Source organism: Endozoicomonas sp. ALB115, from assembly GCF_049310245.1.
In the GTDB taxonomy this organism is placed as follows: Bacteria; Pseudomonadota; Gammaproteobacteria; order Pseudomonadales; family Endozoicomonadaceae; genus Endozoicomonas.
The window spans coordinates 23,280-45,103 of the sequence record NZ_JBLYZG010000005.1 but is presented as its reverse complement, the minus strand read 5'-3'; the positions used below and the strand labels follow the sequence as shown (position 1 = coordinate 45,103).

Sequence of the window (21,824 nt, the reverse complement as noted above, 5' to 3'; positions counted from 1 at the left end):
GGTCTTTGCAATCTCTGTGGTGCAAAACATGGTGAACTGATATGAGCGATGAACAGGCTGAGGCGTCTGCCACTGAGGCAACCCCGGAACTGGCAGAAAGCTTTCTGGACCGGGCCATAGCCGCTACCGGGCAAACGGCACCGGATACCACCAGGAATCTGCTGGCTACCCTGACCCGCCAGGCCCTGGAAGGGACGGTGGTCTGGAGCAAAAACCTGACCAAAACCATTGAAGAGGCGGTGGCGGCCCTGGACGATAAGATATCCCGGCAACTCAGTGAGGTACTGCATCAGGAGGGATTTCAGAAGCTGGAAGGCTCCTGGCGTGGTCTTAATAAGCTGATCCGTAACAGCGACCTGGGTTCCCGGTTGAAGGTCAGGGTGCTGGATATCACCCGGGATGAGTTACTGGAGCAGTTTGAAGAGGCCCCAGCTATTGACCGCAGTCGTCTGTTCAATATGGTTTATCAGCATGAGTTTGGTACCGCAGGGGGGGAACCTTACGGTGTCCTGCTGGCTGACTATACCTTCAGCCACAATGATGAAGATGTCGCTTTGCTGCGCTACCTGGGGGTGGTGGCTGCCGCTTCCCATTCACCCTTAATTGCCGCCGCATCGCCCGGACTGTTTGAATTTGATGATATCCGCAAGCTGGGGGCAGGCAGGCCGGTGGCCGCAGGGTTTGATGCTTCTGCCTACGCCAGCTGGAATGCCTTCCGGGACAGCGATGATGCCCGTTATGTTGCCCTGACCATGCCCCGGACCCTGGCCCGTTTGCCCTATGGCGAGGCTGCCAGTCCGGTCAGGGGGTTTAACTTCGAGGAGTTTCCCAAAGGCCGGGATGGTGTGCATCGGCCACGCTCCAACCGCGATTTCACCTGGAGTAATGCTGCCTATGATATGGGGCTGCTGATCAACAATGCCTTTACCGCTTTTGGCTGGTGCACCGCCATTCGTGGGCTGGAAAATGGTGGCAAGGTGGAGAACCTGCCCAATTACACCTATGTCTCTGAAGCCGGTGACCGGGTACAACAGTGTCCTACCGAAGTTAACCTGACCGATGAACGGGAAAAGGAGCTGTCGGACCTGGGGCTGCTGCCCATGGTGCATTACAAAAATGCCAACTACGCGGTGTTTATGGGCGCTCAGACCCTGAATCGGCCGAAGGAATATACCAATCCTGATGCCACGGCCAATGCGGCCATTTCGGCCCGGTTACCTTATATGATGGCCAGTTCCCGGATTGCCCACTATCTCAAGGTGATGGGCCGGGACAAAATCGGTTCGGCCATGGACCCGGTGGATGTGGAGAAAGACCTGTCCACCTGGATCGGTCTCTACACCAACCCCAACGCCGTGGGTAATGAAGCCCGGGCCAGAACGCCGCTGCGGGAAGCCAGAATAATGGTACAGGAACAGGCAGGCCGCCCCGGCTGTTATTCCGCCATCGCCTGGTTGCGCCCCTGGTTGCAGATGGAAGAGCTGACCACCTCTTTGCGGATGGTGGCCAATATTCCGGGCTAATGAATGGTTCGCTACAGGCCGAGGCACTGGCACAAAAACTGGTGGCCGCCATTGATGAAGAGGTGGCCGAACAGCTCTGTACTATCATTCAGCACCCTCGTTTTAAAGCACTGGAGTCATTGTGGCGTGGTCTGCTGTATATGATGGATGCGGTACCCGGTGTGGCTCCGGTACGGGTGCGGCTCCTGAGTATGAGCTGGGCTGAACTGTCCCATGATCTGAATTTAAGTACCAGTATACAGACGTCAGTGCTGTTCCGGCTGGTTAACCGGCAGGAGCTCAATACCCTTGGCGGCCATCCGTTTGGGCTGCTGGTGGTGGACCAGGCGATTACCACGGAGGTGGATGAGGTCACTGGTTACGATGATCTGTATACCCTGCAGCTGCTGGCGGAGCTGGGCCAGGAATCCCTCTGTCCGGTGGTGATGACAGTGTCAGAAAACTTTCTCGGCACCAGCGATATTGATGTCTGGACCGATCCGGAACGGGTTCAGCGTATTCTCAACAGTCAGGATTTTGCCGGTTGGCGTCGACTGCGCAGCCTGGGTTGCAGTCGTTTTCTCGGGCTGGCCTTTCCCAAAGTGCTGCTCAGGACACCCTGGCAGCACTGTTACCAGGGAATCCTTTTTAATGAGCACCCGGTATACGGCGTTGGCAGTGATTACCTGTGGGGCAATAGCGCTTTTGCCTTTGCTGGTAATGTCCTGCAGGAGTTTAACCGGATTCGCTGGTTTGGCTTCCTCAGGGTACCGGGTGAGCGGGGTGGGGCACTGGTGAAAAAACGTGCGACAGTGTCCGCCGCCGCCTGGCTGCGGCTCACTGACTCTCTGGAAGAGTTTTACAGCGGTCAGGGTTTTATCCCCCTGACCACCGTTTATCTCAGTGGCGATCTGGCCTTTTTCAGCAATTGCTCGCTCCATCAGTCCGGCTGGGAAGGCGATGATTTACGGATTATTAATATGTTGCAGACGACACTGATCGGCTGCCGTTTCGGGCACTATCTGAAAGTGCTGATCCGGGAGCATATTGGCAGCTACGATAGCGCCGTATCCTGCCAGCGGGAGCTGAACACCTGGCTGCAGGGCTACACCTCCAATGCCGATTACGCCGACGACTCGGTACTGGCCAGTTATCCATTGAAAAAATCCAGGGTGACGATTCATGGCAATGAGAGCCTGGGTATCTATTACTGTGAAGTTGAGCTGCAGCCCCAGTACCAGTTCGATGTCATTAACAGCAGTCTGCTATTGAAAACCGATACCAGCGAGTTGAGGGAGACGGAATGAGCGTCAGTCTGCTGGAGCTGTTGCTGGCCCGAGAGCCATCCGGTGAGCGCACCACAGACCTGCGCCTGTCGGTGCTGGAAAATATCCGGTTTCTGCTGGAATCCCGCCAGCCGCTGCTGGCTCCGGGTGATGATTATCCGCTCGCCCGGCGGTCGCTGCTGCGCTATGGCCTGTCGGTTGATCATCTCGGTCGCAGCTACTTTCAGGCCAGTCGGTTATCGCGAGAGATTGAGGTGCTGCTGCGGTATTACGAACCACGGCTCACGGAGGTTGTGGTGGAGATGGTGGCCCTCAATGAGCGGGTCAACAGTATCCGTTTTCATATTGAAGGCGTACTGGTGGATCGGCAGCAGCGGGTCCCGGTGGGTTTCGATTCAGTGTTGAACCTGACGGATGCCCGGGTGGATATTGTCAACACTGAGGAGTTGGGTATGGGGGTTATTTCGGGTCAAGAGGAGAACGGCATTGCCTGATTCATTGCTGGCCTGGTACGAACGGGAACTGACCCTGCTCTGGGAGGGGGCCCGGCACTTTGCCGAACAGCATCCCCAGCAGGCCCAGAGCCTCGGGATCAGCTATGACACGGTGGATGATCCCCATGTGGCCAGGGTGATGGAATCGTTTGCCCTGCTGACCGCCAGAATGGCGCGTCAGGCCGCCCGGGAGTCCGGTAAGATTTCCACTGACCTGCTCCAGGTGATTTTTCCACTGTGTGTGCAGCCATTGCCTTCCGTCAGTATGATCCGGGTTGCTCCCGATATGGACCAGTCATCTGTGAAGACCCTGCCACAGGGCACCCGCTTCCGGGCTTATATCGATGATGATCGCTACTGCCAGTTCCGGACTACCCGCCAGCTGGAGCTTTGTCCGTTTGATATTGTCAGTACCCATATTGAGCGTCGCCCCTTTGGCCGGGACAACATTCCCTGCCCGGAACTGGCGGTGGCCATGCTCGGGCTGGATCTTGCCATGATTGATGAGTCCCGGCGATTCAATGAACTGGCGGATGACTACGGGCTGACCATCTATTTTCGGGGTACCGCCCGCCTGCAGACGCTGATGTATGACCTGCTATGCCGGGATCTGTGCAGGATTCTGCTGGTGGACCGGCAGGGCCGCTACCATGAGCTACCCCTGGCATCATTTGCACCGGTGGGTTTTGGCGAAGGCGACCGGCTGTTAAGCCAGGAACATACTTTTTTTTCTGACTACCAGATGGTGACTGAACTGCTCTCGCTGCCGGAGCTGTTTTTCGGGTTCCGGCTGAACGGGATCGGGACACAACTGCAACAGTTCGACAGCCGTGAGGTCAGCCTGCTGTTCTGCCTGGAAAATATGCCCGATGAAATGCTGCTGGGAGTAGACCAGCTTCGCTTTCTGCAGGGCTGCGCCCCTCTGGTCAACCTGTTTGACCATATTGCCGAACCGGTGGTGGTTGATCACCGGCAGCTGGACTATCCCCTGATCCCCGATAGCTATAGTCCCAATACGGTGGAGATCCAGGCGGTCACAGAGGTATTGGATATTACCGGTGAGCAGCCGGTGGTTCTGCCGCCGTTATATGGCCTGAAACATAACGACGGTGAGCATCACTGCTTCTGGCTGCACCGGCCGGTGGATGTGGATACCGGGCGTTATGGTCATCTGGAGATTAGCCACACGGATATGGACCCCGGCCGGAATCAGGTGATGGTGCTGTCTCCCCATGTGACTTGCAGCAACGGTAATCAGGTGCTGGACCTGCCGGCCAATCCCGGGCTTGAGTGTCTGGATAATATTATTCTGCCCACCGACGTCAGGCTGCTGATGCGGCCTACGGCACCCGTCGCTCGCAAGCTGGATATTCAGACCCGGCTCAATCTGCTGGTGCTGCTCAGCGAAAACATTGTCTCAATATTTCAGGCCCGGGACCCGGCCAGACAATTCCGTAACCTGTTGTCCATGTACGCGCAGCGGAAAACAACGACAGGGGTCGCCTGGCTGGAATCCATGTCAGCCATTCGGGTAGAGCCACAGGTGGCGCAGATTCGTATTGATGGCCACCAGTGCCTGTTGCAGGGCAGTGAAGTGGTGTTTGAGCTGGACCCGATCAAACTGAAACAATCCAGCATCATGATGTTCAGCAACCTGCTGGACTATCTGGCCGTTCGTTTTGCCGGCTTCCACAGTTTTATCCAGGTGGTCATTCAGCTGAAAGGGCATCAGGGAGAATATATTCGATGTACACGCCGTCATGGTTATCAGATCAATCGCTGATTACCTCCCTGCAGCAGGAACCCTGGCGCTGGCAGGCCGCCCAGGCCCTGCGGGTGCTGGGGCAGATTCCCCAGCCCATTGAACACCGTGGCGATGGTCTGGCGCAGGTGTCGCTGCGCTTTGCCTGTGATCCGGCTTATCGCTTTCCCTGTGGGGAATTGTACCAGGTGTGTCGAGTTGCCAGCGGCTGGCGTCTGCTATCTACCCAGCCGGCATTGCACGGTTATTACGGCACACTGCCTTATGTTTACCAGGATCTGGAAAAGCAGATGCGGCTGAGTGGAGGCCGGGAGGACACGCCTGAGAGCATATCAGGCTTTTTTTCCCTCTTTAATGACCAGATCCTCAGACACACCAGCCAGATTACCCTGGATTCCAGCCTGTCCGTGCTGTTTGAACAGAAACCGGGGAGTGCCCAGAGCCCGAGACAACGGCTGCTGGCACTGGGCGGATTGCCCTCACCGAAAACTATCCCGGTGAATAACCTGGTGCGCTACATCGCCGTTATTGGCCGGAAAACCTCCAACCTGAAATTACTGTCGTTAATCCTGGAGGACTATTTTTCGTTGAAATTCCGTCTGGAGTCACCCCCCCCGATGAGAATACCAGTGGCACCAGACTGTCGTACACAATTGCACTCCCGGGTGGGTTATCGCAGCCGTTGTGTGGGCCGGTTGGGAGCGAGCTGCCTGCTGGGCCATTCCGGCTATCTGCTGTATTCCTGCGTTTACGTGGTGATTGTGATCAATACCGGGGCAGAGTACCAGGCGATCACCCGGGACCGACAGCTGGCACCGGCCATTATGGAGATGTGCGGCATCTATTTTGCCAACCTGGTTCGCTTCCGACTGCAGATTAATTGCCCGCGTCACTGCCTGTCTGCACCGCAATTGTCTGCCAGACCGGCTATCCACACTGCCCGTCTTGGGCGTCTCAGCTGTCTGCTATCGAAATTGTATCCAGAGCAGAGAGTCACGGTGGATTTCCCGGAACATCAATCCAGTAAGTGGGGCAGCCGTTTTTTTTAAGCTGGAGTACAGCCAAGGAATTGTCTTTTAATAAGTTCCCGATTTCCGTTCACCCTGAGCTTGTCGAAGGGTCGTGCCACCGAACTTCGACAAGCTCAGTCCGAACGGAGTCAGGCAATGAAAATAGGGAAGTTATTTCCAGACAACTCCCAAGGGTTCGATTTATGCAACAGGTGGAACTGAAAACCCTGGTTGGTCATTTATCACCGGAGCTGCGCCAGGCTCTGGAAATGGCTGCCGGACTCTGTGTTCACCGTGGGCATCAGACGGTTGAACCGGATCACTGGCTGCTGCAACTGTTCCGGGAACCGGGCCGTGATATGGATCGGATTATCCATAGCCAGCAGCTGGCCCGGGAAGTGATCGTGGATGATCTGGAGCAACGGCTGGATCGACTTAACACAGGCTATCAAGCCACCCCGGCCCTGGCCCAAACCACGGTGAGCCTGATTCAGGATACCTGGCTGCTGGCGTCGGTGAATTTCCAGCAGAATACCATGACCTCTTACCACCTGATTCTGGCGCTATTGGCCAAAGATAGTTTTACCCTGACAGAGACCCAGTTCACCCGGGAGCTGGGGAAAATTTCCAGGGAAAAACTGCAAAGCCTGGCCCGGCAACCGGAAGTGCCGGATAAACAGGGAAGGGCACCGCCTGGCAGTCAGTCAGCACTGGATAAATACACCATCAATATGACCGATGCCGCCCGTGTGGCTCTGGAAGAATCCGGTTCATTAAGCAATAGGTCCCCCACCATTATTGGCCGTGACCGGGAAATACGGCAGATCATTGATATTCTCTGTCGTCACCGGCAGAACAATCCGATCCTGGTGGGCGATGCCGGCGTCGGTAAAACCGCTGTGGTGGAAGGGCTGGCCCAGCAGGTCGTGCTGGGTGATGTGCCGGAAACTATGCAGGGAGTGACAATTCTCAGTCTTGACCTGGGGTTGCTTCAGGCTGGTGCCAGTATTAAAGGGGAGTTTGAAAACCGGCTTAAGGATGTCATTAATGAAGTCAAGCAGTCCGATCATCCCATTGTTGTCTTTATTGATGAAGCCCATACCCTGGTGGGGGCCGGTGGTGCTGCCGGTCAGAATGATGCGGCGAATCTGCTGAAACCGGCCCTGGCGCGGGGGGAGTTTAAAACCATTGCGGCCACCACCTGGTCGGAATACAAACAATATTTTGACAAGGATGCGGCCCTGGCCCGCCGATTTCAGCCGGTGAAAATACTTGAGCCGGACGAAACCAGTGCCATCCGGATGACCCGTGGGATGGCCCGACTGCTGGAAAAACATCACCTGGTGCGTATTCATGAGGACGCGGTGCAGGCCGCTGTGCAACTGTCGATCCGCTACCTGCCTGAACGACAGTTACCCGATAAAGCCATCAGCCTGCTGGATACTGCCTGCTCCCGGGTGAGTCTTTCCCGCCATACCACCCCCGCTGAATTGCAGCGCCTGCGCCAGCATCAGCAGGCCCTGACCAGTGAACTCCGGGAGCTGCAACGAGACCGGGTGATCGGGGCAGCGGTGGCTGAACGCATTGCCCTGCTGGAGGAGGAAATAGCAACCGCAAAAACCGAGGGTGAGGTGCTGGAACAACGCTGGCGGCAGGAACAGGGGATAGTGGCAAAAATACTTCCCCTGTCGGCCCGGGTGGATCAGCAGTTGTTAACCAACGAGGTGCCGGTGGCAACAGAAGAGTTGAATAAACTCAGTGCGTTACAGCAGGAACTTGAGGCCTGCCGTAAGGATCGGCCGCTGGTGTTTGCCCGGGTGGATGCCGACAGCGTGGCGGAAGTGGTATCCGGTTGGACTGGCATTCCCGCAGGCGACATGCTCAGGGATGAAATTGAACGACTGATGTTGTTGGAACAGAACCTGTGCCAGCGGGTGGTTGGTCAGGACGATGCCATTTCAGGGATCAGCCAAAGTGTCCGTATTGGCCGGGCCGGATTATCAGATCCACGCAAGCCGGTGGGGGTTTTCCTGATGTGCGGTCCTTCTGGTGTGGGAAAAACAGAAACAGCCCTGGCCCTGGCCGATCAGCTCTACGGCGGTGAACAGAATCTGACCGTACTGAATATGACCGAGTTCAAGGAGGAACATAAAGTCTCAATGTTATTGGGAGCCCCGGCAGGTTATGTGGGCTATGGTGAAGGTGGTGTACTGACCGAAGCCGTACGACGATGTCCATATTCAGTATTGTTACTGGATGAAATGGAAAAAGCTCATCCCGGTGTCCACGATATTTTCTACCAGGTCTTTGATAAGGGCCGTGTGACGGACAGTGAGGGGCGGGAAGTGAATTTTTGCCAGACCATTATCATTATGACTGCCAATGCCGCTGACGGGTTAATCTGCGACCTGGTGGCTCAGTTTCAGCGGCAGGGTAAAGGTATTCCGGATAGGGATACCATTCTGGCGGCCATCAATGATGAACTGCTGCGCTATTTCAAACCGGCCTTTCTGGGCAGGGTAACCATTATTCCCTATCTGCCTCTGAACGAAGGTGATCTGACCAGAATCTGTCGTCTGGCCCTGGGGAGGATAGAGCACAACCTGGCCAGCCGATATGGTGCCAGTCTGCGGGTGGATGATGCCGTGGTTCAGCAGCTGGTGCAATGGCACAGCAATCCACAGATCGGTGCGCGGGCTATCGAGCAACAGATCAACAGGAACCTGATGCCGCAGCTGGCGGCGGAATGTCTGGCCTTTATGGCAGAGGGTAAACACATTGCTTCAGTTACCGTTGGGCTGGATAACCAGCGGATTGTTTATACCATTGGTTAGGCGTGAGTAAGGTACAGCCACCATGAGATTCACCGAATTGCTGGAACTGGGTCCCACCAGAAAGCTGATTAATATCAATGATTCACTCTTTGAGCAGCTGGTTGACGGCTGGACCCGGGAGATGGGCGAGAAAAAGCTGTTTGGCTATCAGAAAGCTACCCGTGTCGAACACTTTCAGGAAGCGGTTGATACTGTTTATACGACATTGGAAGGTGAACTCCAGACCACGGACCCCAGAAAAATACTGGCGCACCCCAAATGGAAAATCCTGGTGGGTTGTGCCAGTCGAAATTTTCCTGAACATCTGGCCGCTTACCAGCCATCGCCCGTGGAACAGACCAGGGTCAAGCGCATGATCCGCAATACCCTGGCAACCCGGATTATCACCAATAAAATTGATCTTCTGGACATTATCAAAAAAGACAAAACCGACCACTCCTGGACATTGGCGGAACTGGCGGTTTCCCGGCTCCGCTACGAGCTGCTGGCGGCCAGTGCCGCAAGGGTCCATGACCAGTATATGACGGAGGTGGATACGGACTGGACCACCTGGTATGAATGGAACTCCAACACGGTGGGGATGTACCAGGGCAGCACCTCGGTAGCACGCAGTGCCGGGAGCACCACCACCGGCTTTGGCAAGGGGATTATCGGGCTGGCCGAGGGCAGTGCACAAAGTGAGGCATCGGTATCGGCCGCTGGCAGTGCTGATTTGTCTGTTGAAAAGGAGTGGCAGCAGGGCCGGTTGAAACAATCCCTGAAAGGTAACCTGCAAGCCAGTGGTCAGGCCTCCGGTCATGCGTCTGGCGCAGCCCGAATGGATGAGCTGAGGGCCAGTGCGGCAGCAGGCATTGGCGCTGAGGCCAGTCTGCGGGCAGATATTGATTATGAACTGACCTACTCCTGTAAGGTCAAAGGAGAATACCTTCGTCGTCTGCTGGGTGGTGAGTTGGACATGGTAAAAGTCCACGCCAGTGGCAGTGCTGAAGTTCACGCCAGGGCCGGGGGCAGTGCAGGGACAACCGCAGGAGTGGTGAACAATTATCAGGAATCGGCTGTGGAGACTGACCTGATCGAAAATTCTACGTCAGCTACCCGGGGATTTCATGGACTTAAAGCCGATCTTGAAGGGGAGGTTTCCCTCGCTGTCGTGATGAATGGACAGGGCAGTGTGACCGTTGGCCAGATGGCGGAAGTGGAACTGGGTGGCGACCTGTTTGCCGGTGGTATTGCCGCGGGCAACCTGCAGTGCTTCGTCAATGGCCAGGGGGTAGGGATGGATATCGGGGGCAAACTGTTTGCCGGCTTTGAGTTTGGTTCTGAGCAGAAAGTAGCTTTGCAACACCCCGGCAGGGGGGTGAATATCTTTACCCTGCAGGCCAGGGAGTCGATGTCATTCGGGGTCGGCATAGCCGCAAAACTGGCAGCAAAGGCGTCCATCGATGAAGTCAGCTTTGACACCTCAGCCGGGGCCACGCTGGGGGTAGGTTCCAGTATCAGCGCCAGCTGCATCATTTCTCCCAGAGGCCTTCTGCTGGTGGGGTATGACGCCATTGCCATGCCGGCCCTGATGAAACTGGCAAAAACCATGAAGCACTACAACCCCGGTTCTGTGCATACCCGGCGGCTGATCACCTTTGCTCAATTTCTGAATGACAGGGCTTCAGATGCCGAGTTGAGTCAGGTCTATATGGACTGTCGTGGTCGTATGGTAGCCCTGGTCAGTAATCTTGACCTGGAGGCCGATGCGGTACAGAAACGGGCAGCACGGGTGCCCGGTTTTAATGGTTACGGGGATGTTATGGGGATCAATGAGATCAATGCCGTTGAGGGGTTTGTCGGCAATGCCCAGTCGAAATATTTTCAATACGCCACTGAACAGATAACCAAGGATGACGGGACGGTATTGCAGAGTAAAACAGTCCGGGGAGAGCGTAAGAAACAGGTTGTGGCAGAGGATATGACGGCTCTTTTGCGGGCGGCAAAGGATTATGCCGGACTGAAAAAGACTCTGCAGACCGGGGAATGCATTGCTTTTGACGTTATTAAAAGGGATATCAAGACCGGGCAGCTTGCTTATGCCTGAATCTTTCGGACAGTTAGCCAATGAAAGACCTTGAGATACATGCCCGGCCTTTGACTGCCCGCTCGGAACAGGGAGATGAGTGGATTGTCTCAGAGCTGCACAGCAGCGAACAGCTGGATGACCTTTTTCAGCACCGCGCGGTGATTCTGGCCAGGAAACTGTCAGAAACTGCGTTGCTGGGGCAGCAAATCACGTTCTGCTATCAGCCCGGCAGGGGTTCAGACCGTGTCCGGCAGAGGTATTTTCATGGGTATTGTGTCCAGGTTCGCCAGGTAGGCCTGATGGCCAGTCGGGGCTACCTTCACTATGAATTGCTGGTTTCCCCCTGGTGCTGGTTTCTCCAGCAGCGGACCAATTGTCGTATTTTTCAACAAAAGAAGACCGGTGACATTATTACTTCGATCTGTCGTGAACATGATTTTCAATCGGATCTTCAGTTGAAAACCAACAACGACAGTCGCCTTGAGTACTGTGTTCAGTTCAATGAAAGTGACTGGGATTTTATCTGTCGGCTGATCGCTGCGCGGGGCTGGTTCTATTATTTCAGGCAGGATAATGGCCGACATCAGCTGGTTGTCGGAGAAACGAACCGGGTGTTCAGTGACTGCGGGGAGAGTGATATTGAATATTTTGTGGACAGTACCCGGCTGGAGCGGGCCATTACCCGCTGGGTCCACGGTTATTGGATGGTGGCGGGCTCGGTACAGTCAGCAGATTACAATATGACCACGGGGTGGCCAATATTGACTGATGAAGTCAAAAGCCAGCAAAGCATGCCCCATCGCCGACGGTTGCAGCAGTATTTTTACCCCGGCGCTTTTGCCAGCCGGGAACAGGGCGGGGCAGTGGTGGAGAAACGTCAGGAGGCGCTGGATACCCGGCTCAGTGAAGTGGAGGGAGAAAGTACCCTGACCGGGTTTGCGGCAGGGACAACCTTTGCCCTGAAACATCACCCGGACAGTCAGGAACAGCAACACTACCTGCTCAGGCTGGTCAATCATGTCATGGTGACGGCAGAAGACGGGCGCAGTTTGGAGTACAGCAACGGTTTTTCCTGTATTCCCCTGAAAACCCCCTGGCAAACCAGGCAGGCTGTAACAAAGCCGCCTATGCCCGGACTGCACAGTGCCACTGTCGTTGGGCCTGAAAAGGATGAAGTCTACCTGGATGAGTTTCACCGGATAAAAGTCCAGTTCCACTGGGACCGGGAGGGGCAGGCCAATCAGAATAGCTCCTGCTGGATAAGGGTTGCCCAGGTTCTGGCCGGGGATGGTTTTGGTTGCCAGTTTACCCCCAGGGTGGGTGATGAGGTGCTGGTAAGTTTTCTGGATCATGATCCGGACCGGCCTGTGGTTGTGGGCACAGTTTATAATGGTCAGCGACGTCAGCCCTACAAATCCGGTATGGAACAGGGGATAAAACTCAAATCATTGCCAAAAGGGGGAGCCGATAATTTCAGTGAGTTGCGCTTCAATTGCCACAAGGGTGAAGAACTGATGTATGTTCAGGCGGAAAAAGATCGTTCCATCCTGATTAAAAACGACAATAGCCGTGTGATCAAAGGTAAAGATACGACACTTGTGGAGAAAACATCGGAAAGAACCGTCAAGGAAAACGACAGCCATAAGATAGAGGGCGAGCAACTCACGGAAGTCACCGGGAATATCACCACCCGGACCCGGGCAGACTGCATGCTGGATACTGCCGGTAATTACCAGCAGAAAACGGATGGTAGCTACAGCCTTGAGGTTCGGGGTGCAACGGATACCCGAAGTACCGGCGATGTGAATATCACCAGCAAGGGAAGTATCTCAGAAAGCGCCACCGGCAGTCTTGATATGGATGCCGGCAATATCAGTGCCACAGGCAAAACCGCCATCAAGCTCAGTGTCGGGGCCAGCAGTATCAGCCTGTCTGGCAGTTCGGTGCAGATCAAATGTGGTCCCAGCACGGTCACCCTGTCACCATCGGGGGTAGAGATCTCGGGGGTACAGGTGAACATAGACGGCAAAGTTTCAGCAACGGTGAAGGGCGGGGTCAGCGCAGCGGTGGAAGGTGTTGTCAATGCTGAGCTTAAGGGCACGCTGGTTAATATCAAGGGCAACGGTATGACCGCTGTAAAAGCCGGGGCGATGGTCGATCTTTCCGGTGCCATTGTGAAAATTAATTGACTATGTTAGTGACCAAACCGAGCCTGAAAAAAATCCCTCAACCCCTGGCCACAGACATTCTACAGCGCTATGAACAGGATCGTGCTTTTCAGAAATGGGTAGATCCTTCCCTGACACCGGTGGCGTTTATCAATCGTCTGGCTGGAGAAACAATGCATCAGGAACTGGTCATCTTTCTGAGCCACAGTCTGCTGGCCGTGGAGTGTATCTGGTGGGGCTATTTATGCATTGAAAAGGCCGGTATCCCGCTATCGGAAACGGAGCAGAAGGCACTCGATGTGGTCAGGCGATGGCTTCAGGAACCGATAGAAACTCATCGTCGTCTGGCAGACATCATGGCGCAACAGGCCGGGTTGGATAATGCCTGTGGCTGGCTGGCCCAGGGCGTGTTCTGGAGTGGCGGCAGCCTGACCCCGGTGAACGGGCCACAAAGTCCCGCTCCGCCCTGGCTTTATGCCCATGCGGTGGCCGGGGCTATCTGCCTGGCAGCGGTGCTGCCCGATGGCCGACAAGGTAATAAACGTTACCGGCAGTTTATTGCCATGGGTATTGATATTGCCGATGGCGGCAAGGGGAGGTAATCATGGGGCCAGCAGCAAGGGTCGGGGATATGCATATCTGTCCGATGCAGACGCCGGCAGTCGTGCCTGTTCCCCATGTGGGCGGGCCAATTCTGCCACTGCCCTCAACGGTACTGATTGGCGGCCTGCCAGCTGCGACCCTGGGGCAGCCATGTATCTGTGTAGGTCCGCCAGATAGCATAGTAAAAGGCAGTTTGACGGTATTGATTAATGGTCGGCCTGCGGTACGTATGGGGGATACCACGGCTCATGGGGGAACGGTAATTTTGGGCTGGCCAACGGTTTTGATTGGGGGGTGAGCACCTTGATGGCGCTGGATATTGTCCGGTTCCCACCCCGGGAAACAGACCTCTTTTCAAATGGCTACCGAAATATGGCTGTTAATCGTCGTGCGAAATAAACCAAGGCAACTACACTTGATTGTCAAACGACCATATCAGATCGCTTATGCAACTTATGGTTCTCAGTATCCCCGCAGGGGAGACCCTTGGTTCACTGTCTTATGTTATTGATGGTGAAGTGCTGATTGGCCGGGGTCACCGTTGTCAGATTATTCTGCCTGATCGCCAGCAATCCATCGCTGAGTGTCACATCCGTATCTTCCGGGATGATAATCAATGGTACCTGGAAAATATGTCATCCGGTGAGCTGATGGTGAATACCACACCGATACAGCCCAGGCAGAGCAGGCATTATTTGTTGAGCGATGGCGATATGATCTACTGTGGCAATTACTGTCTGATGGCCAGTGATTTTTCTCCCTGGCAGAGGGACGGCATGGCATCCCTGGCCACTGAGCAAACGGATCTGGCGCTTGAGAATAACGGGCTGGAGTCTTCCCCTCAGAGTTGGGATTTTGAGGGCCCTTTGCCCGCGGAAGACACTATGTCCGTTGAAGAAGCTTCCCGGACAGAGCATCTTGATGATCCGTTTTTACCACCCGAGGCACAACGACAGGAATCTTCGCTATCTATCGGACCTGATGGCCCAGAGCTGCAAATTGAATCACCGTTTTCCGACTTCGTCGTTGATACGGCTGACACAGCCCCGATCAGCTGTCATCCAGTGCCGCTTATTGATGTTCTGGCCAGTGATGATGAAGAGAGTGAGTGGAGCATAAACCGGAATCTCAGAATGCTACCGGTGCCGCAGGCGGAAGCCATTGAACAGGATCCCCCCAATTTAACGGGAGCTGAGCCATCCGAACCGCATCAGCCTGAACTGTCGCAGGCAGAAGCATGGCAACTCTTGGAACTTATGCAACAGCCGGCAGTGCTGGATGCCATATTGGTGGCGGTTGATTTAATGATGGCTGACTTCTGTCCGGATAACCTCGAGCAGCTGTTATCTCCGATGAATTACCGGCAGGAGCCAGCTTCCGGGAGTGCAAAAGAAACATCAGAAACAGCCTGTGCCGACTTCTGGCAACAGTATCAGAATTTCTATCGCTGCCTGATGCATGGCAGACATTATCAGGCGCTGTTTCTTCAGCGGCTGAAAGAGGCGGTGAACCGGTAGGACTTGATTCAATGTATGCTATTTCAGGCTCATTTCTTCTCCTGCTGGCCCTGGTATTAACTGGCTGTTCTGGCAGCGAAGTTCGGCCAGAGCCTGAGACCATGCTATCGCTGGAGATCGTGGCAGACAGTGATAGCAATAACGGCACCGGTATGAACAGCGGTCAGCAGGTTGATGCGGCACCTTTACAGCTGCGCATGTATGAACTGCAAAGTGCCGAACTATTTGCCAATGCTGACTTCCTGGATATCTACCTGCAGGATGTGGCCATTCTCCAGGGGACGCTGGTCAAGAAACACCGGTTGCCCACGGTATGGCCGGATACCGGCAGCCAGCTGACCTTGCAGCTGGACAGGACAACACGGTTTATCGCTATTTTTGCCGAGTTTGCCAGTTATCAGTCAGCTATCTGGTGGGTGCTGGAATCCATTGTTCCTGCCAGTCAGAATTCGATGGTATTACAGATCAACGGTAACCATCTTCGTCTTGTTGGCAGGCTACCCCATGGATCATAGCGTTGACAGAGCCGTCTGGCTTGAGGGGATGTTTCTCAGCCCCCAGCATTTCCAGCAACAGGAGCGCTACCTGGAATGGTATAACCGGCAGTTGTTTAATATTTATGCGCCGGGCAAGGCTGGCTTTACCTCCCTGGGTATTGACAGTGAACAACTCCGGGCTGGCAAACTGTTTATTCGTGAAGCCAGCGGCCTGTTTCCCGATGGAACGCCTTTTCAACTGACGGTCTCACTGTCCATGGATCTGGACAGCAGCCATTGTGGCAGGACGGTCTATCTGGCCATTCCCCTGAATAAGCCCGGTTGTGTTAACACGGCACCGGAAGAGAAAAAGACGAGAGCAGTTCGATATATCAGTTCGGCTCACAGTGTTTATGATGGTACTGATCGCAAAAATGAACCGGTGCAGCTGGAACTGTCGCGTTTGAATCCCTGCCTTATGGCTGAGGGTGAGGCCCGGGATGACTATTCCACTCTGGCGATGGCCCATATTCAGGAATTTCATCCCGATGGTGAAGTGGTCCTGGACAGTACCTTTATTCCCCGCTGTCTTGATTACCGCGCCTCCCGCTACTTGCTTGAACAGGTCCAGAACCTTCGCGCCATGGTCAGACAACGGGCGTCATTTATTGCCACCCAGGTCGGGGTAGAAGGGCAGCAGAAAAGCTTTCAGACCCTGCAGATTGAGTATCTCTGGCTGCAGGCACTGAATCGACATGGTGCCTGGCTCAAACTGGTGGAAAAACAGTCAGGTATCTCAGCCTGCGAGCTTTACCGGATGTTGGCCATTATGGCTGCGGATCTGGCCACCTTTAACACGACACTGGCACCAGAATTTCCCGATTTTAATGAGCTGGATATTTATGGGTGCTTTGCGCCTGTGCTGTCCAGTTTGCTGCTCAATCTGCGTCAGGCCAGTAAGGACAAGGTGGTTGAGCTTGTCTGGGATACCCGGCTGTTTCAACTCCGTCGTTTACTGCGTACCAGGATTGATGACCGAACCCTGTTTAACGACGGCCGGTTTATTCTTTCTGTAGCCTCCAGCCTGAATCAGTCCCTTACCCGTACGGTATTTATCAATTCGGCCAAACTCTGTGGTCATAACCGTATTGCTGAACGGGTTCGCAATGCACTGACCGCAGTACCCATCACCGCCATGGCGGGGCCGCCCATTGAGCTGAGGGCAAAGGTTAACACGGTCTATTTCGAGATCGACACTGATAATGAACTGTGGCAGGAGATGGTGCGAACCCATGACCTGCTGGCCCTTCATGTGGATGAGCAGATGCCGGAAGACACCGTTATCAACTGTTTTGTAGTCAGGTAATAGTATGACATCGTCCAGTATTGGGTTTCAGGCTGTTGGGAATGAGTTAGTAGCGGATAGAGGATTAACTATCGCAGAAACTCAACAGGCAGCCCCGCAGGATGGCTCTGGTGCTGAGCTTCGTGACGAGAGTGGCCTGTTCGGTAATTTCAATATCAGCAGCAATACGCTTATCAACCTGTCGGCAGAACTGCTGGCTATTCTCAGCACGCTGTCACAGCAGCAGGAAGTCAGTAATCTGCCTGAGCTGCACCAGTATCTGGTCAGAAGTGTTAACGAACTTCATAACCGTGGGTTGCAAGCCGGATACCCCCCCAGAATGATGGAGAAAACCTGTTATGCGCTCTGTGCCGCCGTTGATGAGGAAATAATGAATACCGGCTGGGGGCAGTCGGGCTGCTGGGAAAATCATGCCCTGGTGGCGCAGCTTTTTCAGCAGCGCAATGCCGGTGAAGTATTTTTTGTCCTGCTGGAACAGGCGCGGCAGAATGTCCCCAAAATGATTGACTTTATTGAACTGCTTTATCTGCTCCTGCGACTGGGATTTTGCGGCCGTTATCAGCACACCGATAAACATGAGCTGGCAAAGCTTGCTGATAACATATTCACGGAAATCCGCGAGCACCAGAAACCCCGAGAGCATCAGACCATGGCCATTCTCAGCGCACCCTGGCGACCGCTGAAGGTGATCAGAGTCCGGCAATATCTGCCAATGGTTATCGCAATCCTGATGCTGTCGGGGGCGGTTACCCATTTCTGTATACAGTATATCAATCACACTTATACCGGGCTGTCTGAGTTGCAATTGCAGCAGGGGCAGGCAACACCTGTGCAGCTGTCTATTTTACGCAATCCCTCCGAATCTTCCGGGATCACAGTGGCATTCCCTGATAAGAAGACCTGATACTTTTTTATATGACGTCATGACTAATCCGATCATTATTGTCGCATCGCTGTCGGTATTATTGCTGTCAATGGTCTGGTTTGCCCCCCTGGTCAGCGGTGAGTGGTTAAGCTGGCTTACCGCTGTCTGGCAGTGGGTGCTGTCGTTAATTATTGTGCTGGCCTGCTGTCTGATCCTATGGGTAGTGTTGCGTCGCCAGAAAGCTCGTGGCACCACCGGGCATGCTTTCGAAACAAGCTCTGATGACAGTTCTGCAAGCGGCGTTTCAGAACAGAATAAGGCGCAATATAAACAACAGTTAATGTATGACTGGAACCAGCTCTGGAAAATTCTGAACAGTCGCCATGGCAAAACGCCCTACACCCTGGCCTGGCTGGTGATGATTGGTACTGCAGGTTCCGGTAAATCCAGCTGGTTAATTAATGCCGGTTTTGAAAAGGTGGCCACGGCTTCCCCAAACCGGGTGTCCAGTATCGTATTCTGGCTGAGTGAGCATGCGGTTATCGTTGAACTGGTAGGGCAGTACTATACCCGTGATAAAGAACAGCTGGACGAATTTCTCCTTGATCACCTGCTGGTGCTAGTCCGCAAGAAACGTCCGAGAAGGCCCCTTAATGGCATTCTTGCTGCGCTCTCTACAGAACAGTTGCTTCTGCGTGATCCCAATGGCCTTCTGGAACAGGCCCGGCAGTTGCGGTGGCGGTTACTGTACATTAACCAGCGTTTTGCCAATACCCTCCCTGTCTGGATTTTGCTGACCCAGGCGGATCGGCTGAATGGTTTTATGGAGCTGATCCGTCGTATGAGCAGTCAACGGCAGATGTTGCCTTTTGGGTTTTACCTGAAGGAAGGTTACCATCCTGAACAGTTTCGTGAGGCTTTTGACCTGTGCCACACCGAGCTGTCTGATAAATTGTTTGATTGTCTCCACCCGGAAAAAGACAGTAATGCCCGTCAGGCACAGGTCCGTTATGTTCTGCAGTTCAGCCTGCTGGGTGAACGCCTGCATTTTTTCTGTGATGAGATTTTTCTGCCCCGTTATGGTGTCTCAACACTACAGCTGAAAGGTGTCTGGTTCAGCTCCTGTGGTCAGCATGGCAGTACGATCAACCTGCTGGCTAGGGAGATTGCCCGGTTGCACGGTTTCCGGGCCCAGCCTGTGCAGCCCCAGATCCCTGGCAACCAGAGCTATTTCAGTCAGCAGTTTTTCAATAGAATTCTGTTTAATGATATGGGGAATGTCAGGGAAGATTCCATGGCCAGAAAGTTTTGGCTGGCCCGTATCTATCTGGTGTCAGGGGCTCTTGTTGCCATTCTGGCTGTCGGGCTGAGCTTCTGCTGGTCACAGATAGAATACAATGAACAGCTGCTGGCGCAGCAGAAAATGATCATCAGGGATTACCGGTACTCCATGGAACAGCTGATGGTGTCCTTGAATCAGCCGAAGGCTCTCAACCAGCTGAAGGCTCTCAACCAGCTGAAGGCTCCAAACCAGCCGAAGGCTCCCGGGGATACCATCCCTGTCAGTGATGTGCTGCAACTGCTGGATGGTCTTCAGTTATTGCACCGTATGTACCGGCAGTCTTCCCGGTGGATGTATTATGGAGGACTTCTGGATTGGGAGACAGCGAATGATATCCAGGTTTTTTACCAGCAGCAGCTGCGACACTATCTGTTATCACCCCTGGCCCGGCATCTCCATGACCGTTTGCACAAAGCGTTGAGCCGGCACAGCAAAGGACTGTTTGATGACCTGCAATATTACCTGATGTTGCTTGATCCGAAAGTCCGCAATATCGAGCTGTTGCACCGTCATATCCGGAAATTGCTGCTGCACGATCCGGAGGGTGAGGCAGGCAGGCAGCTTGATAGTCTGCTGACGGATATCTGGCACCTTGAGGGTGACAGGATAACAGCAAGTATTCTCCCGGATCAGGCTTTGATAGAGCGGGCCCGTGAAGCATTGTCAACCAAGCCTCCGGAGCGGCTGGTATACGACCATCTTCGCCGGTTGCCACAATTCAGCGGTACACTGGATACCCGGGATCTGTTTGGTAATGAGTTCGGCACTCTGTTTACGGCTGAAGACGACAGTGGCAATACCAGGATTCCCAGGTTCTATACCAGGAATCTTTATAGCCGTCTGGATCTCTCGGCAAGCTCTCCGATGTTGAAACGGGAAATCATCAGCCTGAACCGGATTCAGAAAGGTGAATCAGAAATATCAGCCATTGAGCTGTCGCGGATCAGTCGACGGGTTCGGGAGTTTTATTTTCAGGATTATATCCGCACCTGGGATAATCTTATCCATCGTATCCGGTTGCAACCGGCCATCAGCCTTGACCAGATTGAGCAGCAAACCAAACTGCTGACCAGAGGGGGCGCGGCACTGCAGGCTCTGGTCAATATGATCACCAGTGAGACATCACTGGCCGAAGAGTCACCAGCCGCCAGTGCAAAGGTTCTGGGTCAGCAGCCCGGAGCAGTACCGCCTGAGGCTATTAAAGCCAACCGTATCCTGAATCAGGCTGCCCGATTGCTGCCAGCCGGGCAAGTGGGAAAAGTGTCCCCGGATAATCCAGCCATTGTCAACCAGGCCTTTGCCGAATACACCGGCTATGCAGCGGACCTGCAAAGTCGGCTCACCCCGGTTCTGGACCAGCTTTTGCAGGAGCTGCAGGACATTAACGGGCATTTTGATCCGGATTTTGCCCTGTATCAGCTGGCAGCAACGGTGATGGGCAATAAGCAGAATATTCTGCAGAGTCTCTGGCATCAGGCCGACAGTGATGATACCCGGGCCGGTCAATGGCTCAACCAGCTGGCGGGAGAGGTCTGGAGCCGTGCCATTGCTGGTGCTGCCCGTTATTGCCAAAGGCGGTGGCAACAGGAGATCTATCCTTTCTGGAGCCAGCATCTGTATTCTCGTTTTCCGTTGGTGACAGACGCGGGCAACGATATTCAGCTCAACGACTTTACTGCGTTCTTTAAGCCCGGTGGGCTGCTGGATGACTTTGCGGCTATCCTGAAACCATTTCTGCAGACGCAACCGGCGCGGCAACCGGGTGTCTGGCATTTAAAAACCGTCAAAGGCCAGCAGTTGCCGGTTAAAGGGATGCTGTTGCAGCAGATGAATCATGCCCAGCGTTTGCAACAGCAGCTGTTTAACCCTGACGGTACGCTTCAGGTTAATTACCGTTTGCGAATGCTTGCCTTGAGTAACCATGCTTCGGAATTTTCCCTCAGGGACAGCAATGGTCGTTTTGTTTATCGCCACGGCCCCATGATCTGGCAAAAACGACAGTGGCCGGGTCCTGAAGAAGAACAGATTAATGTGACTCTGAGTAATGATTCAGTGGTGCTGGCGCAACAACAGTACTCTGGGCCATGGGCCTGGCTGCGGTTTGTTTTTGACGGGCAGCAGTGGCAGAAAAATTATCATGTTGATCTGTTGTTCGGCAGCAAGGAATACCAGACCCGTCTGGAGCTTGAGTTGGAGCGCGGGGGGAACCCGTTCGGGCCGTCGCTATATGACAGGATTAAGCTGCCCGGACGTATCGTCAGGGCTGATATCTAGTGACTGGTGCATGGTTTCAATGAGTTTGACGTGTTGTCGTGCCGTCGCACTCCGTTCGTCCTGAGCCTGTCGAAGGACCCATAGGGCCTAAAGGCGGAAAATCCAGACTCTGATAGATCGTGCCAAGCACCCTTCGTCCGTACATCCTGAGCGGAGCCGAAGGACGCTCAGGCTGAACGGAGATTGTGCACGTCAAACTCATTGAAACCATGTACTATTGATTGGCTTAACTGCTTTATACATGGATAGAAACCAGA

At 54.2% G+C, this 21,824-nt stretch carries 15 protein-coding genes; all 15 read left to right on the top strand.

Annotated features, from left to right (window positions below):
- Positions 1-41: 41 nt before the first annotated feature.
- A complete protein-coding gene (gene tssC, locus ACO6VE_RS03615; protein WP_422448087.1) occupies positions 42-1,523 on the top strand; it encodes a type VI secretion system contractile sheath large subunit in 1,482 nt (493 codons plus the stop codon).
- Positions 1,523-2,809, top strand: a complete 1,287-nt coding sequence (locus ACO6VE_RS03610; protein ID WP_422459744.1) for a type VI secretion system contractile sheath domain-containing protein — start codon at positions 1,523-1,525, stop codon at positions 2,807-2,809. Before tssC ends, ACO6VE_RS03610 begins: the two co-directional genes overlap by 1 nt.
- Entirely contained in the window at positions 2,806-3,282 is a 477-nt protein-coding gene (tssE, locus tag ACO6VE_RS03605) for a type VI secretion system baseplate subunit TssE (RefSeq protein WP_422448083.1), read from the top strand. Before ACO6VE_RS03610 ends, tssE begins: the two co-directional genes overlap by 4 nt.
- Complete coding sequence (gene tssF, locus ACO6VE_RS03600; RefSeq protein ID WP_422459742.1) at positions 3,275-5,065, top strand: type VI secretion system baseplate subunit TssF; 1,791 nt, start codon at positions 3,275-3,277, stop codon at positions 5,063-5,065. The genes tssE and tssF overlap by 8 nt, the downstream gene beginning before the upstream one ends.
- Entirely contained in the window at positions 5,029-6,093 is a 1,065-nt protein-coding gene (locus ACO6VE_RS03595; protein WP_422459740.1) for a type VI secretion system baseplate subunit TssG, read from the top strand. The genes tssF and ACO6VE_RS03595 overlap by 37 nt, the downstream gene beginning before the upstream one ends.
- A gap of 164 nt (positions 6,094-6,257) precedes the next feature.
- The gene (tssH, locus tag ACO6VE_RS03590; protein ID WP_422459738.1) at positions 6,258-8,888 is read left to right on the top strand and encodes a type VI secretion system ATPase TssH; all 2,631 of its coding nucleotides are present in this window, start codon (positions 6,258-6,260) and stop codon (positions 8,886-8,888) included.
- Between the two features lie 22 nt (positions 8,889-8,910).
- A complete protein-coding gene (locus tag ACO6VE_RS03585; protein ID WP_422459736.1) occupies positions 8,911-10,974 on the top strand; it encodes a hypothetical protein in 2,064 nt (687 codons plus the stop codon).
- Positions 10,975-10,994: 20 nt separating this feature from the next.
- Entirely contained in the window at positions 10,995-13,145 is a 2,151-nt protein-coding gene (locus ACO6VE_RS03580; RefSeq protein ID WP_422448073.1) for a type VI secretion system Vgr family protein, read from the top strand.
- An 8-nt stretch (positions 13,146-13,153) separates the two neighbouring features.
- A complete protein-coding gene (locus ACO6VE_RS03575; RefSeq protein WP_422459734.1) occupies positions 13,154-13,726 on the top strand; it encodes a DUF6931 family protein in 573 nt (190 codons plus the stop codon).
- 2 nt (positions 13,727-13,728) lie between these two features.
- Positions 13,729-14,025, top strand: a complete 297-nt coding sequence (locus ACO6VE_RS03570; protein ID WP_422448069.1) for a PAAR domain-containing protein — start codon at positions 13,729-13,731, stop codon at positions 14,023-14,025.
- A gap of 157 nt (positions 14,026-14,182) precedes the next feature.
- Complete coding sequence (locus ACO6VE_RS03565) at positions 14,183-15,244, top strand: FHA domain-containing protein (RefSeq protein ID WP_422448067.1); 1,062 nt, start codon at positions 14,183-14,185, stop codon at positions 15,242-15,244.
- Between the two features lie 11 nt (positions 15,245-15,255).
- The gene (tssJ, locus tag ACO6VE_RS03560) at positions 15,256-15,759 is read left to right on the top strand and encodes a type VI secretion system lipoprotein TssJ (RefSeq protein WP_422448065.1); all 504 of its coding nucleotides are present in this window, start codon (positions 15,256-15,258) and stop codon (positions 15,757-15,759) included.
- Complete coding sequence (gene tssK / locus ACO6VE_RS03555) at positions 15,749-17,086, top strand: type VI secretion system baseplate subunit TssK (RefSeq protein WP_422448063.1); 1,338 nt, start codon at positions 15,749-15,751, stop codon at positions 17,084-17,086. Before tssJ ends, tssK begins: the two co-directional genes overlap by 11 nt.
- Before the next feature lie 4 nt (positions 17,087-17,090).
- The gene (gene icmH / locus ACO6VE_RS03550; RefSeq protein ID WP_422459732.1) at positions 17,091-17,990 is read left to right on the top strand and encodes a type IVB secretion system protein IcmH/DotU; all 900 of its coding nucleotides are present in this window, start codon (positions 17,091-17,093) and stop codon (positions 17,988-17,990) included.
- 19 nt (positions 17,991-18,009) lie between these two features.
- Positions 18,010-21,567, top strand: a complete 3,558-nt coding sequence (locus ACO6VE_RS03545; protein WP_422459730.1) for a type VI secretion protein IcmF/TssM N-terminal domain-containing protein — start codon at positions 18,010-18,012, stop codon at positions 21,565-21,567.
- The last annotated feature ends 257 nt before the right edge of the window (positions 21,568-21,824 follow it).